Below are 18674 nucleotides of genomic sequence, written 5' to 3' on the forward strand. Positions count from 1 at the left end.
GCCTACCGGCAGGTCTTCACCAGCAGCACCCACCGCCAAACCGCACTTGCGCCCTGGCTCCAGCACTACAACACTGAACGAATCCACACCGGCATCGGAACCACACCCATCACCCGGGTGTCACCAACCTGATGGCTCAGTACATCTAGAACGGCGCGTCTGGGGAACTGTTAGGCTCCCACCTGACATTCCAGGAGGGAACATCATGGGCTTTGCCGAAGAGCTGAGAAACCGCTGCGCCGCGGACTGGGACGCCGCCGTCGGGCACGGATTCGTTGTCCGGCTGCTGGACGGCAGCCTCCCGGATTCCGTGCTGCGGCACTACCTGGTGCAGGATTACCAGTTCTGCGATGCCTTTGTTGCCCTGCTGCGGCAGGCGGTGGCCTCCGCGCCGTCGCTGCCGTCCAGGCTGGTGTTCGCCGGTGTCCTGGGAGCCTTCGCCTCGGATGAAAACGGCTACTTCCAGGATTGTTTCAAGGAACTGGCCGTCCCTGAAGCGGAGCGCAACAGCCCGGAGCTGACGGCGGCCACCCAGGACTTCGACGCCCTGATGCGCCGCGCCTTGGACACCCGCTGCTACCCGGACGTTGTTGCGGTGCTGCTGGTGGCCGAGTGGCTGTACTGCGACTGGGCGGCACGTGCCAGCGAGCCGGGCTCCTGGCCGGCAGCCCCGAAGCGCAGCGAATGGATCCGGCTGCACAACAACCCGGAGTACAACGGCTGGCTGACGTGGCTGCCGGAAGATTTCGACGCCGTCGAGCCCGCCGACGCGGTGATCCGCGCACGCGTGGCGGCCACGTTCAAGGAAGCCGTCCGCCTGGAGCGGGCGTTCTTCGATTCGGCGATGGCGGCCGGCTGACGGCCGGCAGCATACTTCCGGCCCTGCCGGCCGCCCGTTGCCGCAGGGCTTAGGACTGACCCCAGAACGCGTCCTCCGCCTGTTCCTCCGCCGAGAAGAGCCTCACCTCCACGATCCTTCCATCACGGATCGTGAGGAGATCGACGCCGGACATGTCCATCGATGCATCCGCGCGCTTGCCGGAGAACTGCACCGGCACGGCGACGAATTCGCCGTTTGCCATCGCAGGCCCGGTGACGGCGAGACCGAAGGTTCCCTGGCTCGTTTCCATCATCCCGCCGAGCAACGCGCCCACACCGTCGATTCCCCTGTGATCACCGGAGAAGCGGTTCGAGCCCGGCTGGTGCCAGACGACGTCGGGGCTGAGCAATGCCATTGCCGAGGGCACATCGCCCCGGCCGAGGGCGTCGAAGTACGATCCGGCTACGGCAACGGGTGTCTGGTCAGTCATTTTGCTCTCCTTGATTTGGGTTACGAAGCTCATGGTTACATTCGGTAACCTGTTACATCAACGTAACTAAGGAGCCGGATTCATGAACGCACCCGACTGGAACGTCATGGTGGCCACCTGCCCCTCGCGGACTTCCCTGGCGAAAATCGCCAACAAGTGGACTGCCATGATCATCATCGCCCTCAGTGGCGGTCCACTGAGGTTCGGCAAACTGCGTGATGCTGTAGACGGCATCAGCGGCAAGGTCCTGGCCGATACCCTGCGGGATCTGGAGCGTGACGGGATCGTAGACCGGACGGCCTATGACGAAATGCCCCCACGCGTTGAATATGAACTGACCTCTCTGGGCCAAACGCTGCGTGAACCGTTGGCGGCGCTGGGCCGCTGGGCCGAACAACACATCGAAGACGTGCTGTCAGCCCGGGATTCCTATGACCGCCGCGCCGCCCCAAGGGCGTGGGGCTACTAGTACTACAGTCGCGGATATTCTCGTTGCTGCCGTTTCCTGTAGTGATTCGCTAGCGGGCGTGCCCAGAGTTCGGTTTTCTCCGTGGTTACCGTGATGGTCATGTCTGTGGTCGTTGCGAGGGTCGCTGGCGGAGTGTTGCCCACGCGATGACGGCTGCCACGAGTGCCATCGTTGCCGTTGCCGGCCCGGAATATCCCAGGATTGCGAGGACGGGTCCGGCTGAGATGCGCGCTGGACGGCTCGTCCCAGCCTGTCGCCCGTGAGCTCGTACACCTATGACTCCCTTCCGGAGGCGATTTCTGCGGCGCTTGAGCAAGGAGCAGTGGCCGATTCCGGTTGATACCACCGGGTTTATGTCCCTAACTGAGTAGGCACGGGAGCAATGGCTGACCGTTCGTCAAATAGACGCTGATGCGTCCGGAATCGGCTGTCTGCGTCTCATCCACGAGTGCCCTATATGCGTGATAGGGAGTGATGTCTACCCCCTTGGGCCCTTGGATAGGTGTCGAAACAATCAAAATCGGTCCATGCACGGTGGTGTCTGCGTGGAACTCATCGGCTCCCTCCCGCGGCTGTGGTGTGAGGAGTGAACAGCAGAGCGATCGGGACGGGACGGACGACCACTGCCGGGTCATGGTCGTCCGCCCCTGTTATCCGGTGGTGTCAGGGCTGCCGGGCTGTGGCGTGGGTGACGATGGGTGCCGCTTCGGTGTAGCCGTCGCGTGCAGCGGCGATCTCGTGGATCCGCCCGCGGCAGGCGTACCAGCCTGCGATCATGAGCGCGACCGCGATTGCGGTTACGACCATGGTCAACGGGGAGTCGATAAGGATCATGACAAGGACCAGGGCTAGGAAGGCAACTGTTAGATAGCCGGTATATGGGGCTCCGGGCATGCGGAACGAGGGGCGTTGGGTCCACCCTTTCCTGCTCCACCGCTGAAACTGGATTTGGCACAGGACGATCGCGGCCCACGCGACGATGATGCCAACGGCGGCGATGTTGAGGACGATCTCGAATGCGTCGCTGGGGACGATGTAGTTCAGCGGGATGCCGAGGAAGGAGACTGCTGCGGTGATGGCTATGCCGCCGTAGGGAACGCCCGCCTTGTTCATTCGGAGCGCGAATTTCGGCGCTGAGCCGGCGGCGGCCATCGAGCGCAGGATTCGTCCGGTTGAGTAGAGCCCTGCGTTGAGTGAAGACAGGGCGGCTGTGAGCACGACGAGGTTCATGATGGAGTCGATGCCATTGATGCCGATTGAGCTGAAGAACGTCACGAACGGGCTCACGCCCTTTTCGTAGGTGGTGTAGGGCAGCAGCAGTGAGAGCAAGACGACGGATCCGACGTAGAAGACCGCGATGCGGGCGATGACGGCGTTGATCGCCTTCGGCATGACCTTGGCCGGGTTCTCGGTCTCGCCGGCGGCGGTGCCGACGAGCTCAATTGAGCCGTAGGCGAAGATGATTCCCGACATGAGCAGGACCATCGGCATGATGCCGTTCGGGAAGATCCCGCCGTTATCGGAGATGAGCTGGAAGCCGACCGGACCCCCGGTAGGGGTGCCGAAGACGACGAAATAGATGCCCACGAGGAGGAACGCGATCAGTGCGGTGACCTTGATGAGGGCGAACCAGAATTCCATCTCGCCGAAGACCTTGACGGAGACAAGGTTGAGGGCAAGGACGAGAACCAGGGCGATCAGTGCCCAGCTCCACTGCGGGACCGCGGCGATCCAGGGGACGTACCTGCCGAAAAAGCTCATGTAGAGCGCGGCAGCGGTCGTGTCGGCGATCGTCGTCGCGGCCCAAACCAGCCAGTAGAACCATCCCACGGTGAAAGCTGCCTTCTCTCCGAAGAATTCCCGGGCGTAGGAAACGAACGAGCCCGACGACGGCCGGTGCAGTACGAGTTCCCCGAGGGCGCGCAGGATCAGGAAGGCGAAGGCTCCGCAGATCGCGTAGGCGATGAAGAGTGACGGCCCGGCTACGGCAAGGCGGCCACCTGCGCCGAGGAACAGGCCGGTGCCGATCGCGCCCCCGATGGCGATCATCTGGATTTGTCGGGATTTGAGTCCTTTCTGGTAGCCGGCATCCTCGGCGTGCAGGACGGGATCGGGTGCGTGTGCGTGCCCGGCGTCTGTGACGGGCGGCTGAATCGACATGGGAAGCCTTCCTATAGATGTGAAGCTCGATGCGAGGCCTGATGGTCTATGGCGTAACCGCCGGAGTTGGGGCCTGGGCCCCGGCGGATGTCCGCCCTTTGCGGGGCTTCCAGGCATTCGAGGTGATTGCCGTTCTGGGCCCGCCCGCGGTCGGCAGTGATGAGCAGAACGATGGATATGGCAAGACCTGAACCCCCGACTTCTCGGAGATTCAAATCACAGTTGAGAGTATGCCGGATATCACATCAAAAGATCAACCTTTTGTTGGATAGATTTTGCCGATTCTGCCGCGAATCTGGGGAACTGGTGAGATGTCGCGGTTTATTCCATGACGTTCGGCCTACCGCATATAAACAAAGTGTGTAATAATCGTAGAAAGTTCCGCTGCATCCAAACTGTAAGTTGAATACCACTTGAAAGTGGATCGACGTGGCGTACCTACTGTGCCGCGTCTGTCTCTCGAACGTCTGGAAGGTTTCTCATGGCTGAGTCCGTTACGTCCACACCGCTCTATGAACGCGCGGTCCGGGTGGGCGATCTGCTCTTTGTCTCCGGCCAACTCCCTATCGGAGAGGGTGGGTTGCTCTATCCCGGACGCGTGGGCCAGGAAGTTACAGTCGAGCAGGCGCGTGAGGCTGCCGTGCTCGCTGCCAGCCGTTGCCTGGACGTCGTCCGCGACGAACTCGGGTCCTTGGATGCGGTCAAGGGTATCGCCAGGATCGGAGGGTACGTCTCAGCAGGGGAAGGATTCGTGGATGCGCCCGCCGTGGTCGATGGTGCGTCCCGGCTCGCCCTCGATGTCTTTGGAGAAAAGGGGCACCATGCGAGGCTGGCACTGGGAGTAGCCTCGCTGCCGCTGGGTGCATGCGTCGAGATTGAAATGACTGTCCAGTGCTAAGGACAGCCGAGCAGACTCAAGCCCGCAGCTTCACGGCAATGGGGAACCCGCTTGAGGAGCTCTCCCTCGAACAGCTCCGCCAGCGCACGAGCATGAAATGGCGCACCCATCCCTCCGACGTGCTGCCTCTGTGGGTTGCCGAGATGGACGTCCGGCTCGCGCCGCCCGTATCGGAAGCACTGCACCAGGCCATCGATGCCGGAGACACCGGATACCCGGCCGGGACGGAGTTCGCGGAGGCGCTAAGTGCGTTCGCATCCCGGCGGTGGGGCTGGGACGGGCTGGCAATCGAGCGCACCGCCATCGTGCCCGATGTGATGGTGGGCGTCGTCGAAATCCTGCGGCTGATCACAGATCCAGGAGACGCCGTTATCGTCAACTCCCCGGTGTATGCGCCCTTTTACGCCTTCATCACCCATGATTCGCGCAGGATCATTGAGGCGCCGCTAGGACAAGATCTCCGGATCAACCTCGGCACCCTCGAGGAAGCTTTCAAGCATGCACGGTCGCAGGGACGCAAAGCCGCGTACCTGATCAGCAATCCACACAACCCGACCGGCGTGGTCCACAGCCCTGAAGAACTCGCAGCTGTCGCGGCCCTCGCCCGCAACTACGGGGTCCGGGTCGTCTCGGATGAGATCCACGCCCCGCTCGTCCTTCCGGGAGCAGCATTCACGCCATATCTCAGCGTGCCCGGGGCCGAGAACGCGTTTGCAATCACGTCGGCGTCAAAGGCCTGGAACCTCGCCGGCCTCAAGGCAGCACTCGCAATCGCCGGACCCGACTCGGCCGATGATCTGGACCGCATGCCCGAAGAGGTCAGCCACGGACCGAGCCACCTGGGGATCATCGCCCACACCGCCGCGTTCCGTGATGGTGAAGAATGGCTGGATGCTCTCCTCCAAGGCCTCGACGCGAACAGGGCTCTCCTCGGAAAGCTGCTCGCCGAGCATCTTCCCGGCGTCGCGTACGCCGCTCCCGAGGGGACATACCTGGCTTGGCTGGATTGCAGCCATCTCGCCCTCGATTCGTCACCCGGCCCCGAAGGCCTCGCCACCGTTGCCGACCTTGCCGGGCCGGCCAAGATGTTCCTCGACAAAGCGAGGGTCGCCCTGAGCTCCGGCCATGTCTTCGGCACGGGCGGGGCGGGACATGTTCGCCTCAACTTTGCCACGCCCCAGGCCAATCTCACCGAGGCCATCACCCGGATGGGCCGAGCCGCCCACGCCGATTGAACCAAACTTCATCAGCCGTGCCTCAGGATCTAGCAATTAACCCCGCCCGGCACCGCCGACCACGGAGCACACGATGGCCTTGCGTATCCACCACACCTGGCATCCTGTCATCGGCCAAAGAGTCCAGATGCGCCGCGGAGGCATCATCGTGCGCGAAGGTATCGTCGACGCAGTCACCCCGGACGACTCGATTCTCTGGATCGCCGGCGGCGAGTTGCAGCCACGGGCGATGTTCCAGCGGAGCGACGGCTTCGAAGTTTGGCTCAACCACCAGTGGTAGGCCCGCAACGGAGAACCAGCGTGATCCTTGCACTGCAACAGCATGTTGAAGGAAGGAGGGCGAGCCTAGGCGTGGATCACGGGCGGTAGCGGATACGCTTCAACAAAAGGCACAATTTACGGCGGTTCCGGGAATCCCGGATCGCCTACTAATCGGAAGGACAGCAGCAATGACCCAGATTGGTTCGGTCGGCTCAACAGCTCCGTCCCCGGACGCGCTGCACGGCATGGACGCCGAGTCCATCAACCTAGTCCTCGAGCTCCTGGTGGCACCCCTTCAGGCCGCGGTGCCACAGCCCACCGAGGTCGTCCTGCACGATCTGCAGCGAATCCCTAACACCGTCCGTGCTATCGCCGGAGACGTTACTCGCCGTCAGATCGGAGACCCGCCTACCGACAAATTGCTCGAACGCGTGGCCGCCGGCGACTTCTCCCATGAGATCGGCTACCGCTCGCAACTGCCTGACGGGAGAATCCTCCAGAGTACGACGATCATTTATATCGACAAGGAAGGCCGGGCCGCCGCAGCCCTGTGTCTGAACGCTGACGTGTCGGCCTGGGTCACGCTCCGCTCGGCCTTGGACCGCTTCGTTCTCGGACACGACGGGAGCTCCATGCTCGCGGCGCCTGCCGTGAACAGAGCGACGTCCGTCGGCCCCCAGGAGAGCGAATACTTCCCGCACAGCGTGGAGGAACTCAGCTCCAAGCTCGTCGAGGCGGCGATCGCGGCCATTGGGGTCCCCGTTGAGCAAATGCGCAAGGAACACAAAGTGCAGGTCGTGGCGGAGCTCGAACGTCGTGGATTCTTCCTCGTAAAGCAGGCTGCCGAGACAGCGGCCACCGCGCTCGGGGTCACCCGGTTCACCATTTACAACTACCTCAACGAGCTCGGCGGAGAGGTCGAAGAGACAGCCTAACCCCCGACAGAAGCCAGCATTACCCGGTTCCTGGAGCTCAAGCCTTCCTCATCGCCGGATCACCAGCATTGAACAATTCCCGACCCTGTCATGCCCGAAACCACGCACCTGAGCATCACACAGCCCAGTCATGCGGGCAATCATCGGAGCATGGATCAATCGTTCCCTCAACCAGACAATCGTCAAATAAATCAAGGAGAAAAAATGAACACGACCACCACCACGAAGCCGTTCGCCGACCTCGCAGCCATCGAAGCCACAGTGGCAGCCGTCACCGAGCAGCGCGAGCTTGGCAAGGTCAGCTTCAGTATGCTCAGCGAGTCTGCCGGCGGGCTGACCGCCGAGACGATCACCGGACCCCTGACCCAGGCAGGCGTAGCCGACGAATCGCGCCGCGGCAAATTCACGCTGCACAGCGACGAACCGGTCTCCCTGCTGGGAACCGACACAGCCGTCAGCCCGGCTGAATACATTCTCAAAGCCCTGGCAGGCTGCTACATCGTCACCCTGGCGTCCCTGGCTGCAGCCAGGAACATCCCGTTGAAGCACGTCGCGTTGACCCTGGGCTTCGACATCGATCTCAGCGGTTTCCTCGGAATTGACGACAGCGTCCGCAAGGGTGCCCAGCAGATCACTGTGGACGTCCAAATCGACAGCCCCGGCACGTCCCGCGAGGACCTTGAAGACCTAATCGGCGCGCTCGAAGCGACCTCGCCGATCCGCGACACTCTGGCGAACCCGGTCCCAGTCGTCACCCGTCTCGGCTAAGGCCGGCCGTAACCGACCCGGGCCTAAATTTTCAACGGAAGGAACATCATGGCGACAACCAACATCACCGGAGAACAGTTCACCGCGACAATCGAGGGCAACGACATTGTTCTCGTTGATTTTTGGGCCGCTTGGTGTGGGCCCTGCCGCCAATTCGGCCCGATCTTTGAGAAGGTCTCGGAAAAACATGACGACGTGGCTTTTGTGAAGGTCGACACAGAAACCGAACGGGAACTCTCCGCGGCCTTGAAGATCTCTTCAATCCCAACCGTCATGGGCTTCCGCGAGAACGTCCTTGTGTTCTCCCATTCAGGCGTTCTCAGCGAACCCCAGCTGGGCAACATCGTTGAGGCCATCAGGGCGCTGGACATGACGGAAGTTCACACCAAACTCGCGGCTTCACCGTCCCAGCACTGATCACCCTGCAGACTGGGCTAAAGGAGCCACCTTCGCGTTGCCGGCCGAGCCGCCAACATCGGCCGGCAACGGATCAGCTTCGGCGAACGACTGGGGAGGGGCGTTGGCCTACTCTAGCCTTTGCAGAACAGATTTCAAGAGAGCGTCCATGTGCCATGATCTGGATCGCATCCGACGAGAAGTCCACCAGGACACTCTTCGAAGCCGCTCAAGGCTTCCAGGTCTGGGTTGAACCCAGACAACTCGAAGGAATCTTCTCCTACCGCATGACCACTAGCGCCCTTCGCGACTAGACCGCTCGGCCGGGGCGCGGTCAGCAAGTCATGCACCGTCCTGCATTTGGTCAACGGTCGTCTGCACCAAACGGCAGCACTACAGCGTTGAGTCCCAGTCTGCAGTCGATTGCGGCGCGTCTCCGGCATCTCAAATACGATCGATTAATGAGACACCGCGGCCGCTCTCCCGGAGGCGCCAAGAGTTCCCGGCACCACAAGGGCCGCCGCTGTCTCGAAATGCCGTCAAACAAAAGGCGGTCTCACAACAGCGAATTGTTCGGGATTGAGAGAATACGGGAGAGTTGCCGGCTGTGATCGGATACCCGAGTTCTCATGCTTACTCCTTCGGCGGTCAGAGGCCCATGGAAGCCCCTTCAAGGCGACTAGTCAATCGACCGTTGTTGACGCTGGATGCTCTTCCGGCACCTGCGGACTGCCCTACAATTCGGCGGCGGCGGGAACATAGTTCGTATTTACAAGCGGGACCTGCCGCGGAGGAAGTGGACGATCAGAACGACCACGGCAATTACCAGAAGCAGGTGAATGAACCCGCCGCCGATGCCTCCGAGCAGGCCGAGAAGCCAGAGAACAGCGATAATGATGGCTATCCAAAGCAACATGAGAGTCTCCCTTGTTTGTCTGCGGATGGAAATGCTGATTCTGCCCTGGCCGGTCTGCGAATTTTGGCGCGCGGCGTTCCCTGAAAAGGGCTCGGGCAGATTCGGTCTGGATCCCCGTGCCGCCCGCACCCGCGCCGGGCCGGTCCGGCGTAGGGCGGGCTGACGTGTCCGGTTAGACGTCAGGAGATTTTTCCTTGGCCGGAGGGTGTTCTCCGGCCAGGTGGTGTGCTTCTTTGAGATGGCGTGCGAGCTTTTCCTCAGCTGCAGCGCGCCGTTGCCCGATGGTGCGCATCTGGTGTGTGGTCAGGTCCTCGCGGCGCGTCCACGGGGCGGGACGTTGTGCCGGCCCGGGTTCGGTGGGTTCGCTCATGACCGCATCGTCGCACACGATCTTTCTGGGCAAAAGGCACAATTTTGCAACGCCTGGGAGCGCAAGCGTTCCCCCACGGATCGAGGAACCGGACCGGGGTCTAGGCAGCCGGAGCCGATGCCGGGCCGTTTTCTTTCGCCGGTCCCCGGCCGATCGGGGTGGTCCGGTCGGCGTCGGCACCCTTGGTTTGGAATCCCTGGGGGAGCGGTGCGAGGGGAAGTTCCCGGTGGACGATGTAATCGCAGGCCGCGGGGCCAATCATCGCCAGCCCGGTGCACAGGCCGCCCGGGTGGTCGGGCTGGATGTTCGCTGCGCGCAGCCCGGCTCTGAAACTTCTGGCTGGAGCGGGTGTGGTTCTCCGGAGGGAGCACCAGCTGAGGTATAGACCGTACAGCTCTTCCTGGGTGAGTCCGTCAGCGTCCTGGTTCCGGGCGATGCAGTCATTGACGAATTCGTGTAGCGGTGACTTCAACATCTTGGCCTCCTGCGTCCGCGGCGTAGCCGCTCAACTGGCACAGCTATCAAGGGGTGAAGCAAAACCGTCCCGGCTTCGGGTACATAGAAAATTTAAGATGCCGGGCTGCGACTGTCAACCGGAGCATACGCCTTGACTTCGAGGCGCATCATGGAGCGGACGTGAGTGTCTGCAGGGGCCTTGAGGGCGTTCCCTTGTCCCTGGAACCTGGCAGCAAGCAATGACAAAGGCCTGGTCCGGTGGGTGAATTTACAGGGGGCAATGGTTTGCATCGGTCAACGGTTCCAAGTGGGCCCCGGAGCCTGGCTCGTCCCGCGGTTCCGGACGGGTGGGCTGACCCAGCGGGCGGCGGTGCAGGGATGGCCCCCTCGGCTGGCCGGTTCCTTGTCAGTGTCAGGACCGGGAGTTAGCCTGATTCACGGGGGCACGACGAGTGAAGCGGGGCCGCTGGATGTGGGCCAGCTTTCCCGGACAAAGGAGTCTGTCATGTCTACCGTTTCCCATCCGAGCAAACCGGGGCCGTCCAGCTGGTCCCAGGGGCAGCGGCTCTGGTGCGCTCAATGCCAGACGGATGAGTACCTGATCATCGAATCCATCGACACCCTCCGGCCACCGCGCATGGGGCTGGTCGACGTCGCGTACACCTGCGTTGAATGTGACTTCTTTTACGCCCACACCGCCTCGGTGGGGGATGTTGCTGTGGTCCTGAACCGGCCGGGCCAACGATCCGGGGTGCTGCAGTTCGGCGGCAACTACCTCCATTGCGGGGAACCGATGACAATGGCCGGATCCCAGCAGCGCAGCATCCATGCCACGCTCTCAACGGAACTGACCGGTGAAGGCCCCCTGGAGGTGTACCTGCGCACCAGGGTGCTGCGCTGCAGCTGCGGGTTCCAAATGGAGATACCCGACTGACACCCTGGGGCTAGGGAACGGAGCAATGATGGCTGACCCGGAACGCCGTCCGTGCACCGCTTTTGTCGGTCGGGGCGTATACCTGCTGGACGATCACGAGGTCGTGAGGCGGGGGTTGCGCCAGCTGCTGGAGTTCGATGGTCTCGGCATCGCCGGGGAATCCGGATCCGCGCGCGAAGCGGTCCGGCGGATTCCTGCCCTTCGCCCGGAGCTGGTCATTATTGATGATGACCTTCCGGACGGTTCCGGTGCCGAGGTGTGCCGTGCCGTTGCCGTGGCGGACCCGCGGATCCGGTGTGTGCTGATGACCGAGGAGGGCGGCGAGACCGTGCTGATCGACGCCATTCTGGCCGGCGCGTGGGGATGCCTGTCCAAAGACGATGAGGGCAGCGAACAGCTCAGGCTCATCCGACGGGCCCTGGCCGGGCACACCGCGTACAGCGGCCGCTTTTATCCGGCGATCGTGGCCCCGTTCTTCCTGCTCCAGCCACAGCGCCCGGATGAGAATCTCCTGACCCTCACGAAACAGGAAATGACTGCCGCGATCGGCCTGGGGAAAGGACTGAGCAACCGCCAAATCAGCAAGGAGATGTTTCTGGCAGAAAAAACCGTGAAGAACATGGTCTCGACCATCCTGACGAAACTCGGCACCGCGACCAGGACGCAGGCCGCCCTGCTTGTCACCGCAACCCTCGACCACTCCGAAAACCCCTCCTACGGAGGCTACCGGTCCAGCCAATTCCCGGACCTGATCCCCGAAGTCACTGCAGCACTGTTGAATTGCACCGGCGAGGCCGGCACCGTGCCACCTACGGACCAGAAGCGGGCAACGGACGCCGCCCGGCTTGCCGCCGCCCTTACTGCGGCCCGGACCGGGCTGAGAGTCAGGCGTCCTCAACAGAGCAGCACTTAAGAGTCCGGAGCGGAGATTCCGCGGGCTCTCCAAACCTGATGGACCCGGAGAGCCTCAGTGGTGTCCGGGACGGCCGCCAAGTTCGAGGCTTAACGGCGGCTCGCTGAAGGGGCGCACGGGGACATGGACGGATAAGGCCGTCACCACCGCCTGGCCGCTATCCGTGGCGAACATGAACGAAGCGACTGAAGGCATGCCAAGGTCCGGTAAGGCATGGGCGGCCGACCGAAAGCTGGCCAGGCATTTGTAGTTTCAGGGCCATAGGACTCTTACCGTTACTCTTGCCCGGCCATAGGTATTGATATGCCGCAGCGGGTTCCCTCCGATAGGCGGGTGCGGTGATGGTTGGCCCGGGTGCCGTTGGAACTCGCCCGGGCTGCCTCCGCGCCGGGGGCGCGTGATGCGGTGGGGGTCCTGGGGTGCGCCTGTGGGCTTTGAACCCTCGTCCCGAGGATTAAGAGTTCACTGCTCTGCCAACGGAGCTACGGGTGTGGGGGAGGCTTGCCCGCCGTGTGCTCGTTCCTTGTTTGGGGCGGCGCCGGCTGCGTTGTTTAGGAGGCGCGCGTCAGCTGTCGTTTGCACGGTTCTGTGTCGCCCTGGCACGTTCGAGGGCAGGGTTCTGCGTTATCGTGCCGGGATTAACGATGTCGTTCATTCTGCCCGTGAGGGACGGTAAAGGTCAGCTCCCGCGCTCCCCGGAAGAGCAGGCGTGCCTCAATTCGTGGCTGACTCAAGCACCGGCGGGTCACGCGTTGCTGCCGGCCACGCCCTCCCTCTGGAATCGGCTAGGCAAAGAATGCGCCGCGCCTCGGGTGAGCGGTCGGCCGGCTTCTCACCCGGGCTGCTGACCGGGTAGTCAGTGACCAGCAGTGCCGTTTACAGCGGCACCGAATATTGCGTCAGCCTGGGGGTTTCACTACTGGTGGTCGACGGCGCTCCCGGCCTGTTCTGCGGGGTGCAGGTGCCGGACTATTCCTGTTTATCTGTCCCGGTGCCGGTGCCGGTGCCGGTGTCCGTATCGGTGTCGGTCTTGGTGCGCGGTTTGCGGACGGGATCCACGGAACCGCTTGCTCCGTAGTTGCCCTCTGGATACTGACCGATTTCAGATTCAGCGGTGCGGCCCGGTGTCGACCCGGCGTCGCCGAAGTTGGCTTTCACGTAGCGTCCCGATTCCTTTGCCTTGTCTCCGAGGGGTTCGGGCAGTCCGCCTTCGCTGCCGGCCGCCCCGTAGTCCCCTTCGATGTATTGGCCTTCCTCGTCGTCCGCATGGCGGCCGCTTTGCGCTCCGGCCTTGCCGTAGTTGCCTTCGACGTACCGGCCGCGCAGGTCTGGTTCTTCCGGCTTCTTCTCCGGGCCTGCCTCATCGGGGGTGTCTTCAATGCTGCTGTCGTCGGACATGGTGGTGCCTTTCCCAAACGAAATCCGCGTCTTTGCGGCGCAATCCAAGCCCACCGTGGGCCGCGCTCCCCGACAGAATCCGCCTCCGGGCCTGCTGGGGCTTGCCGGGACGGGACGGGAGGGGCGGGCCCGAGGTGCTGCCCACGGCGGATAGATCTTAGACCGTTGCCTACGGACACTATCGGCGTAGCATAAATCTACTGGGGTTGTCAATTTCGGTAGGTAGATCAGATGACTCGAGGAGGCACTCGCGATGAGCGATATCAGTCCACTCAGAAATGCAGTCCGTCATGGCAGCGGCCTTAAGCAGTTGGGCGGCACTTGGGGTGAACTTCTTGCAGAGTTTCTCGGCACTTTTGTGCTGATCTCTTTCGGCGACGGCGTTGTGGCCATGGCAGTCGCCGCTTTGCCGGGATCCGGCCGGGCCGCTACATCGACGACGATCTTCCTGGCCGCCGGGGACTGGCTGTTGATCACCTGGGGATGGGCACTGGCGGTGACGATGGCCATCTACGTTGCCGGTGGCGTCAGCGGCGCACACATCAATCCGGCAGTGACCCTGGCGTTCGCAGTCCGGCGTAAATTTCCCTGGGGCAAAGTGGGTCCGTATATCGTCGCCCAGGTTCTGGGCGCCTTCGTCGGCGCCGCGATGGTGTACCTGCTGTATCACGACGCCATCGATGCCTATAACCAGGCCGTCGGGACCGGGCGTGCAGATCCGAAGGGGCTTGCCAGCTACTCCATTTTCGCCACCTTCCCCGCACCCTACTTCAACGGCAGCCCCGTGGGGCCGCTGGTCGACCAGATTGTCGGCACGGCCTTCCTCCTCATGTTCGTGGTGGCCATCATCGACATGCGCAATACCGCGGTCCAGGCGAACCTGGGTCCGTTCATGATCGGGCTGGCCGTTGCAGCCATCGGCATGTCGATCGGCGCGAACGCCGGCTATGCCATCAACCCGGCCCGTGACTTCGGGCCACGGCTGTTTGCCTGGCTGGCCGGATGGGGGCAGACGGCGCTGCCGGGCACCGTGGACGGGGCCTTCAGCTGGTATTTCTGGGTGCCGATCGTCGGGCCTTTCATCGGCGCAGTGATCGGCGTGCTGCTCTACGACTGGTTCATCGGCGACGTCCTCCATGCGCGCATCAGGCTGCAGGAATCCACGCCTCCGGGCCGGGCAGGCGGAGAGACACCTCCGGCGACCGAAACGAAAAGGACGGCCGAAACATAGGCGATTAAGGATTCTGAGAGATGGGCGTCGCAGGGAGATTTGCTCCTCCGGTTCAAAGGCGCCGGCTCGGCCCGGGCGGGCGTATAACCACAATGGCAGGCCATGTCGTCAGGTTCGACTACCCCGGACTGGCGGATACCCACTCCTCGGTCTGCGCAGCGTTTCCGTCAGCTTCTTGAGTATCTGTCCGCGCCAGCCGCCGGCCATGAGGCGGTGAGCTCTCACGTGACTATGCGCCTGCGGGTCGAACCCTTCGTGAATGAGGATCAGCCGCGTGCCGCCGCCTTCGAGAATCAGAGACCACGTCACCGCGCTGTTCAGGTCGTTGCCTGCTGACATCAGGGTGTCCTTCGGATTCCCAGGGTGTTGTGCGGGTCTTTCATGCGGCTTCCACTAATGGTCACTGGGGATGGCGTGGGTCGGGCTTATTTTGCAATTCTGCCCACGATCTGGCGGGCCACCAGTCGGTCGATTCCTGGCAGATGGGTTGCCCGTATGGTCCACCGGCGCAGGAGGCGCTGGGTCCGGTTCGCGGGGAGGAACGATGACGCGGTGCGTCTCCCGGCGGCTTGAGCCTCCTCGACCACGGGTCGCCAGCGTCGCTCGAACTCGGTGAGGGCCGAACTGATCCCCTCGGGTGAGGCCACGGGTCCAAGGATGTCCCCCAGTAGCGCGGCACCGGCGATGGCGAGCGAGCCGCCCTGGCCCGCGAGGAGCGATACGGCCCCGCAGGCGTCCCCCACGAGAACGGTCCGCTCCCTCTGCCAGCCCGGCATGGCGATCTGTGCGACGACATCGTCGTAGGGATGCTCGGGGCACAAGTCCAGCAGCCGGTCGACCGCGTGGCCGAGTCCGGCGAACTCGCGGCGCAGCCGCTCCCGCGGGCTCCCGGGCCGCAGGTGCCGTGGTGCGCCTGTGGCGTCCCGGTAGACCATGAATGCCGCCACCTCGTCCGAGCGGAGGCTGTAGAGCCCGACCATCCGGTCGATGCTGTCGCTGAGGACGAACCTGTTCCGGAAGCTTGCATTCAGGATCGGTTCGGTCACGATGAATGCGGCAGCACGCATGCCCAAGGGGCGCAAGTACTCCTCTTCGGGCCCGAAGACCCGGGCGCGCACTCCGGAATGGATGCCGTCAGCGCCCACGAGGACGTCCGCGGAGATCGTCACGTCCGGCGAGTCATCGACGGCGACCCGCACGCCGTCCTCATCATTCCACACCAGGGAAACGGGCATCCCGTAGCGGACCTGCACCCGGCCCGGGGCCACGTCGTCGAGCGCGGCGAGGGCTGCGCACTCCATGTCGGGGCGCAGCAGGCTCAGGACCTTCCCGCCGGCAAGCCGGGCGAACTGGTCGTAGTCGAGGCTGGACGTCGGGCGGCCTTCTGCGTCCACATACTCGGCTGCCTCGACATGGTAGGCCACCTCTGCGAGCCGCGGGTAGAGGCCGATTCTTTCCGCAGCCTCGACTCCCGGACCGAAGAAGTCCATCATGTAGCCATCGGGACGCGGAGCGGCCGATTTCTCGAGAAGCTCGACGTCCCAGCCGGCCAAGCCGAGCTGGCGGGCCGCGACGAGGCCCGCTATGCCCGCCCCGACAACCACTGCCTTCATGTCCTGCCCCGAACGATCGTAGGCGTGTCTGATATTCGGCGCGTTGACAGGCCGCGAGGTGGCGCGTATTCCTGAGTGCAGAGCAAGGAGGTCTCCTTATGGCCACCGTAAGCGTGCGCTACATCGTCGATGATGTCGATACATCCATCAATTTTTACCGCGAACATTTGGCATTCACGCTCGTCATGCATCCGGCCCCGCCTTTTGCCATGCTCGAGCGCGGTGATTTGCGGCTGCTGCTCAGCGCTCCGAGCGGCCAGGGCGGAGGAGGGCAGAGCATGCCCGACGGCACCAGGCCCGCGCCGGGCGGGTGGAATCGATTCGCGCTGGAGGTGTCTGACCTCGCGGCAACCGTGCGGACCCTCCGCGACGCAGGCGTGCAGTTCCGCAATGACATCGTGACGGGCATGGGCGGAAATCAGGTACTGATCGAAGACCCCTCGGGCAATCCGATCGAACTATTCGAACCGACGATTCCCGAGGCTCGGCTCGCGACATCCTGATCCCAATGGCGGTGGGCCCACACAGTCACAGTCGTGCCCTTCGTCCGGAGGGAATGAGGCATCAAGTCTTTAGGCGTACGCCGGGCATGCAGGACACGGGTCCCGAACGTCCGCCACCGTTGCTGCGAGCAGACGGCAGTTGGCTCCATGAGGGTCGCCGGGGGCGCGCCGGGACCCTGGTCAGGCGGCCTGTGAACGCCGCCCCGCCCGCACACCCGGCACATGGGAAAGCCTCTCGAGGCAGGGGCTTTCGCCGTTACCGATAGACATTGGGGAGGGACGCAAGTCCACTCGCGACGCTATGGTCTGGGTCAGCCGCCAAAACGGAGGCTGACCGCCAGGCCGATCAGCGCGGCCGCACCGGCCAGAAGCATCGCTGCCCTGGGATTGCCGAAGTTAGCGTCCATCCCAGACCGAACCGGCGCGGAACGACCAGCGCATGGTCTTCGCGGTTGATGTAGAACAGGCCACCGCGCCAGTGCTTGTCATCGTCCCGGTGGATCAGGCCGGTGTCTTCCTCGGCGTCGTTCCGCTCCCGGCTGTTCCTGGCCAGGATGACGACGGCCACCACGGCGGCGGTCAGGATCGGGAGGACGATTACCAGCGGCGCCCACGGTGTGACCGTCCCGGTCCACATCAGCAGCGATGATCCCAGCATTCCCAGGTCGATCATCGCGGTCAGCCCGAGCAGGGCCTCGGCACCCAGTGACATGTAATGGCGGTACCAGCGCGCTGAGGTAACGGGGTGTGCCGGGTTGAGATCGGGCCGGCTGCGGACGATGGCCGCTGCTATACCGGCGAGCAGCGCGGTCATGCCGATCTGCACGAACACCAGTGAGAAGGCGGCGCCGACCGACTTGGCGACCACGCGGTTGGGCACCCCGTTCGCGTCGTAGTGGACCGCGAGAACTTCGGGCATCGATGGGTAGCTGATCACGCCGATCACTACCGTGGCGGCCGTGATGATCAGTGCCGGGGCCAGCCAGAGCCAGGGAAACCGCGGTGGATTGGTCCGCAGTTCGGTGTCCACCGCGATGCCCTGGTGCAGGCCCCGGTACCAGCCCCCGGCGGCCTTGGCGGCCCGGATCTCGTGGTTGGCCAGGAAGAAGCAGCCGTACCAGACGCCCTCGAGCACCAGCACCGACAGCGGCAACACCAACGTTGCGCCGGTCACGGCGAAGATGAGCACGCCGGCCGCGGCGGTGGCGATTCCACCGAGGAGTACCCGCCAGCGTTAGATGCTGGTCTGCCGGACCACCGTCGGGTCCCCGGCATGCTGGGGCGGTACCCGGACCCCGAAGGGCACGGCGGGGCTGGTGATCGAGGGCAGCGCCAGGGCGATTACGAGCGCGAGTGCCAGCACCGCGGAGCTCAGGATGATGGCAACGGTCATGGCGTGTCCTCTGGCTTCTTGGCATCAAATGACTCGACTATCGCCCGGCAGGTCGCGAGAACCTCGTCGGCCGGCAGGCCTCTGGCCAAGGCCTCGGCAAGCAGGGTCCGAGCCCTCGCGGTCCACTCTGCGGGGAACGGCGGATCCGCGACCGTCGGGGTCACCACCGCACCGGTCTTGCGGTTGAGCCGGATCAGGCCTTCCTGGCGCAGGAGGTCGTAGGCCTTGTTCACGGTGTGGAAGTTGATGCCGAAGTCGGCCGCGACCGTCCTGGTGGCCGGCAAGGTGCTGCCCTCGGTCAGCGCGCCTTCGGCGATCGCCTCCACGATCTGGTCCCGGAGCTGCTGATAGATCGGTATCTCTCTGGCCAGGTCGACGTTGAGGATCATCCTTCCCACCTCCCACGGTTGTTCTATCGCAGCTCAGGGTCAAAGCCGGTGGCGCCGACGTACGCCATCGCGCCATCAGCAGTATCAACCCACACATAAAGCCACGAGCCGGTCGGGCGGACATTC

At 63.6% G+C, this 18674-nt stretch carries 25 protein-coding genes; 14 read left to right on the forward strand and 11 right to left on the reverse strand.

Annotated elements, in window-relative coordinates; genetic code table 11:
* Together AC1DKQ_RS17920 and AC1DKQ_RS17925 are read left to right on the forward strand one after the other, a co-directional pair.
* Nucleotides 1-132, forward strand: a 132-nt coding sequence (locus tag AC1DKQ_RS17920; RefSeq protein ID WP_476919767.1) for an integrase core domain-containing protein, incomplete at its 5' end; no start/stop codon positions are given.
* A 73-nt stretch (nt 133-205) separates the two neighbouring features.
* The gene (locus AC1DKQ_RS17925; protein WP_476919747.1) at nt 206-859 is read left to right on the forward strand and encodes a TenA family protein; all 654 of its coding nucleotides are present in this window, start codon (nt 206-208) and stop codon (nt 857-859) included.
* A 49-nt stretch (nt 860-908) separates the two neighbouring features.
* Here the strand turns inward: AC1DKQ_RS17925 and AC1DKQ_RS17930 are convergent, their stop codons facing one another.
* Entirely contained in the window at nt 909-1310 is a 402-nt protein-coding gene (locus AC1DKQ_RS17930) for a nuclear transport factor 2 family protein (protein WP_476919748.1), read from the reverse strand.
* An 82-nt stretch (nt 1311-1392) separates the two neighbouring features.
* Here AC1DKQ_RS17930 and AC1DKQ_RS17935 point away from each other — a divergent pair, with 82 nt between their 5' ends.
* Nucleotides 1393-1779, forward strand: coding sequence for a winged helix-turn-helix transcriptional regulator (locus tag AC1DKQ_RS17935; protein ID WP_476919749.1), 387 nt, complete (start codon nt 1393-1395; stop codon nt 1777-1779).
* A 663-nt stretch (nt 1780-2442) separates the two neighbouring features.
* Here the strand turns inward: AC1DKQ_RS17935 and AC1DKQ_RS17940 are convergent.
* On the reverse strand, nt 2443-3939 hold the full coding sequence (locus AC1DKQ_RS17940; protein WP_476919750.1) for an amino acid permease: 1497 nt from the start codon (nt 3937-3939) through the stop codon (nt 2443-2445).
* A gap of 481 nt (nt 3940-4420) precedes the next feature.
* Between AC1DKQ_RS17940 and AC1DKQ_RS17945 the strand changes: the two genes are divergently transcribed.
* From AC1DKQ_RS17945 to AC1DKQ_RS17975, 7 genes are all read left to right on the forward strand, one after another.
* Nucleotides 4421-4837, forward strand: coding sequence for a RidA family protein (locus AC1DKQ_RS17945; RefSeq protein WP_476919751.1), 417 nt, complete (start codon nt 4421-4423; stop codon nt 4835-4837).
* A gap of 38 nt (nt 4838-4875) precedes the next feature.
* Complete coding sequence (locus tag AC1DKQ_RS17950) at nt 4876-6072, forward strand: MalY/PatB family protein (protein WP_476919752.1); 1197 nt, start codon at nt 4876-4878, stop codon at nt 6070-6072.
* Between the two features lie 73 nt (nt 6073-6145).
* Nucleotides 6146-6352: a hypothetical protein gene (locus AC1DKQ_RS17955; RefSeq protein ID WP_476919753.1), complete on the forward strand. Its 207-nt coding sequence runs from the start codon at nt 6146-6148 to the stop codon at nt 6350-6352.
* A 169-nt stretch (nt 6353-6521) separates the two neighbouring features.
* Nucleotides 6522-7268, forward strand: a complete 747-nt coding sequence (locus tag AC1DKQ_RS17960; protein WP_476919754.1) for a helix-turn-helix transcriptional regulator — start codon at nt 6522-6524, stop codon at nt 7266-7268.
* A 204-nt stretch (nt 7269-7472) separates the two neighbouring features.
* Entirely contained in the window at nt 7473-8036 is a 564-nt protein-coding gene (locus AC1DKQ_RS17965; RefSeq protein ID WP_476919755.1) for an OsmC family protein, read from the forward strand.
* Between the two features lie 48 nt (nt 8037-8084).
* Complete coding sequence (trxA, locus tag AC1DKQ_RS17970) at nt 8085-8453, forward strand: thioredoxin (protein WP_476919756.1); 369 nt, start codon at nt 8085-8087, stop codon at nt 8451-8453.
* 155 nt (nt 8454-8608) lie between these two features.
* Nucleotides 8609-8746 carry a hypothetical protein gene (locus AC1DKQ_RS17975; protein ID WP_476919757.1) on the forward strand — a complete coding sequence of 46 codons (138 nt, stop codon included), beginning with the start codon at nt 8609-8611 and terminating at the stop codon, nt 8744-8746.
* A 455-nt stretch (nt 8747-9201) separates the two neighbouring features.
* Here AC1DKQ_RS17975 and AC1DKQ_RS17980 read toward each other — a convergent pair whose 3' ends face one another.
* The 3 genes from AC1DKQ_RS17980 to AC1DKQ_RS17990 form a co-directional block, all read right to left on the reverse strand.
* Nucleotides 9202-9348, reverse strand: coding sequence for a lmo0937 family membrane protein (locus AC1DKQ_RS17980; protein ID WP_476919758.1), 147 nt, complete (start codon nt 9346-9348; stop codon nt 9202-9204).
* Nucleotides 9349-9520: 172 nt separating this feature from the next.
* On the reverse strand, nt 9521-9718 hold the full coding sequence (locus AC1DKQ_RS17985) for a hypothetical protein (RefSeq protein WP_476919759.1): 198 nt from the start codon (nt 9716-9718) through the stop codon (nt 9521-9523).
* 100 nt (nt 9719-9818) lie between these two features.
* Entirely contained in the window at nt 9819-10193 is a 375-nt protein-coding gene (locus AC1DKQ_RS17990; RefSeq protein ID WP_476851103.1) for a hypothetical protein, read from the reverse strand.
* A 486-nt stretch (nt 10194-10679) separates the two neighbouring features.
* Between AC1DKQ_RS17990 and AC1DKQ_RS17995 the strand changes: the two genes are divergently transcribed.
* Entirely contained in the window at nt 10680-11108 is a 429-nt protein-coding gene (locus AC1DKQ_RS17995; RefSeq protein ID WP_476851102.1) for a hypothetical protein, read from the forward strand.
* Between the two features lie 25 nt (nt 11109-11133).
* A complete protein-coding gene (locus tag AC1DKQ_RS18000) occupies nt 11134-12021 on the forward strand; it encodes a response regulator (protein WP_476851101.1) in 888 nt (295 codons plus the stop codon).
* Between the two features lie 969 nt (nt 12022-12990).
* Here the strand turns inward: AC1DKQ_RS18000 and AC1DKQ_RS18005 are convergent.
* The gene (locus AC1DKQ_RS18005) at nt 12991-13419 is read right to left on the reverse strand and encodes a hypothetical protein (RefSeq protein WP_441410660.1); all 429 of its coding nucleotides are present in this window, start codon (nt 13417-13419) and stop codon (nt 12991-12993) included.
* 253 nt (nt 13420-13672) lie between these two features.
* Here AC1DKQ_RS18005 and AC1DKQ_RS18010 point away from each other — a divergent pair, with 253 nt between their 5' ends.
* Nucleotides 13673-14650, forward strand: coding sequence for an MIP/aquaporin family protein (locus tag AC1DKQ_RS18010; RefSeq protein WP_476851100.1), 978 nt, complete (start codon nt 13673-13675; stop codon nt 14648-14650).
* 108 nt (nt 14651-14758) lie between these two features.
* Here AC1DKQ_RS18010 and AC1DKQ_RS18015 read toward each other — a convergent pair whose 3' ends face one another.
* A complete protein-coding gene (locus AC1DKQ_RS18015; RefSeq protein WP_476851099.1) occupies nt 14759-14989 on the reverse strand; it encodes an SRPBCC domain-containing protein in 231 nt (76 codons plus the stop codon).
* 86 nt (nt 14990-15075) lie between these two features.
* On the reverse strand, nt 15076-16263 hold the full coding sequence (locus AC1DKQ_RS18020) for an FAD-dependent monooxygenase (protein ID WP_476851098.1): 1188 nt from the start codon (nt 16261-16263) through the stop codon (nt 15076-15078).
* 98 nt (nt 16264-16361) lie between these two features.
* Between AC1DKQ_RS18020 and AC1DKQ_RS18025 the strand changes: the two genes are divergently transcribed.
* Complete coding sequence (locus AC1DKQ_RS18025; RefSeq protein WP_476851097.1) at nt 16362-16766, forward strand: VOC family protein; 405 nt, start codon at nt 16362-16364, stop codon at nt 16764-16766.
* 346 nt (nt 16767-17112) lie between these two features.
* Here AC1DKQ_RS18025 and AC1DKQ_RS18030 read toward each other — a convergent pair whose 3' ends face one another.
* The 3 genes from AC1DKQ_RS18030 to AC1DKQ_RS18040 are packed head-to-tail and all read right to left on the reverse strand — an operon-like array spanning nt 17113 to nt 18548.
* Nucleotides 17113-17940 carry a DUF1648 domain-containing protein gene (locus AC1DKQ_RS18030; RefSeq protein WP_476851096.1) on the reverse strand — a complete coding sequence of 276 codons (828 nt, stop codon included), beginning with the start codon at nt 17938-17940 and terminating at the stop codon, nt 17113-17115.
* Nucleotides 17941-18000: 60 nt separating this feature from the next.
* Nucleotides 18001-18159: a hypothetical protein gene (locus AC1DKQ_RS18035; RefSeq protein ID WP_476851095.1), complete on the reverse strand. Its 159-nt coding sequence runs from the start codon at nt 18157-18159 to the stop codon at nt 18001-18003.
* Entirely contained in the window at nt 18156-18548 is a 393-nt protein-coding gene (locus AC1DKQ_RS18040) for a GntR family transcriptional regulator (RefSeq protein WP_476851094.1), read from the reverse strand. Before AC1DKQ_RS18040 ends, AC1DKQ_RS18035 begins: the two co-directional genes overlap by 4 nt.
* Nucleotides 18549-18674: the final 126 nt, after the last annotated feature.

The sequence above is a fragment of the Arthrobacter sp. 05L421 genome, from assembly GCF_056397785.1.

Bases quoted from the DNA above. Each gene is read 5' to 3' on its own strand.
- AC1DKQ_RS17925 (WP_476919747.1), top strand. From the start codon at position 206: ATGGGCTTTGCCGAAGAGCTGAGAAACCGCTGCGCCGCGGACTGGGAC.
- AC1DKQ_RS17930 (WP_476919748.1), bottom strand. From the start codon at position 1,310: ATGACTGACCAGACACCCGTTGCCGTAGCCGGATCGTACTTCGACGCC.
- AC1DKQ_RS17935 (WP_476919749.1), top strand. From the start codon at position 1,393: ATGAACGCACCCGACTGGAACGTCATGGTGGCCACCTGCCCCTCGCGG.
- AC1DKQ_RS17940 (WP_476919750.1), bottom strand. From the start codon at position 3,939: ATGTCGATTCAGCCGCCCGTCACAGACGCCGGGCACGCACACGCACCC.
- AC1DKQ_RS17945 (WP_476919751.1), top strand. From the start codon at position 4,421: ATGGCTGAGTCCGTTACGTCCACACCGCTCTATGAACGCGCGGTCCGG.
- AC1DKQ_RS17950 (WP_476919752.1), top strand. From the start codon at position 4,876: ATGGGGAACCCGCTTGAGGAGCTCTCCCTCGAACAGCTCCGCCAGCGC.
- AC1DKQ_RS17955 (WP_476919753.1), top strand. From the start codon at position 6,146: ATGGCCTTGCGTATCCACCACACCTGGCATCCTGTCATCGGCCAAAGA.
- AC1DKQ_RS17960 (WP_476919754.1), top strand. From the start codon at position 6,522: ATGACCCAGATTGGTTCGGTCGGCTCAACAGCTCCGTCCCCGGACGCG.
- AC1DKQ_RS17965 (WP_476919755.1), top strand. From the start codon at position 7,473: ATGAACACGACCACCACCACGAAGCCGTTCGCCGACCTCGCAGCCATC.
- trxA (WP_476919756.1), top strand. From the start codon at position 8,085: ATGGCGACAACCAACATCACCGGAGAACAGTTCACCGCGACAATCGAG.
- AC1DKQ_RS17975 (WP_476919757.1), top strand. From the start codon at position 8,609: ATGATCTGGATCGCATCCGACGAGAAGTCCACCAGGACACTCTTCGAA.
- AC1DKQ_RS17980 (WP_476919758.1), bottom strand. From the start codon at position 9,348: ATGTTGCTTTGGATAGCCATCATTATCGCTGTTCTCTGGCTTCTCGGC.
- AC1DKQ_RS17985 (WP_476919759.1), bottom strand. From the start codon at position 9,718: ATGAGCGAACCCACCGAACCCGGGCCGGCACAACGTCCCGCCCCGTGG.
- AC1DKQ_RS17990 (WP_476851103.1), bottom strand. From the start codon at position 10,193: ATGTTGAAGTCACCGCTACACGAATTCGTCAATGACTGCATCGCCCGG.
- AC1DKQ_RS17995 (WP_476851102.1), top strand. From the start codon at position 10,680: ATGTCTACCGTTTCCCATCCGAGCAAACCGGGGCCGTCCAGCTGGTCC.
- AC1DKQ_RS18000 (WP_476851101.1), top strand. From the start codon at position 11,134: ATGATGGCTGACCCGGAACGCCGTCCGTGCACCGCTTTTGTCGGTCGG.
- AC1DKQ_RS18005 (WP_441410660.1), bottom strand. From the start codon at position 13,419: ATGTCCGACGACAGCAGCATTGAAGACACCCCCGATGAGGCAGGCCCG.
- AC1DKQ_RS18010 (WP_476851100.1), top strand. From the start codon at position 13,673: ATGAGCGATATCAGTCCACTCAGAAATGCAGTCCGTCATGGCAGCGGC.
- AC1DKQ_RS18015 (WP_476851099.1), bottom strand. From the start codon at position 14,989: ATGTCAGCAGGCAACGACCTGAACAGCGCGGTGACGTGGTCTCTGATT.
- AC1DKQ_RS18020 (WP_476851098.1), bottom strand. From the start codon at position 16,263: ATGAAGGCAGTGGTTGTCGGGGCGGGCATAGCGGGCCTCGTCGCGGCC.
- AC1DKQ_RS18025 (WP_476851097.1), top strand. From the start codon at position 16,362: ATGGCCACCGTAAGCGTGCGCTACATCGTCGATGATGTCGATACATCC.
- AC1DKQ_RS18035 (WP_476851095.1), bottom strand. From the start codon at position 18,159: ATGACCGTTGCCATCATCCTGAGCTCCGCGGTGCTGGCACTCGCGCTC.
- AC1DKQ_RS18040 (WP_476851094.1), bottom strand. From the start codon at position 18,548: ATGATCCTCAACGTCGACCTGGCCAGAGAGATACCGATCTATCAGCAG.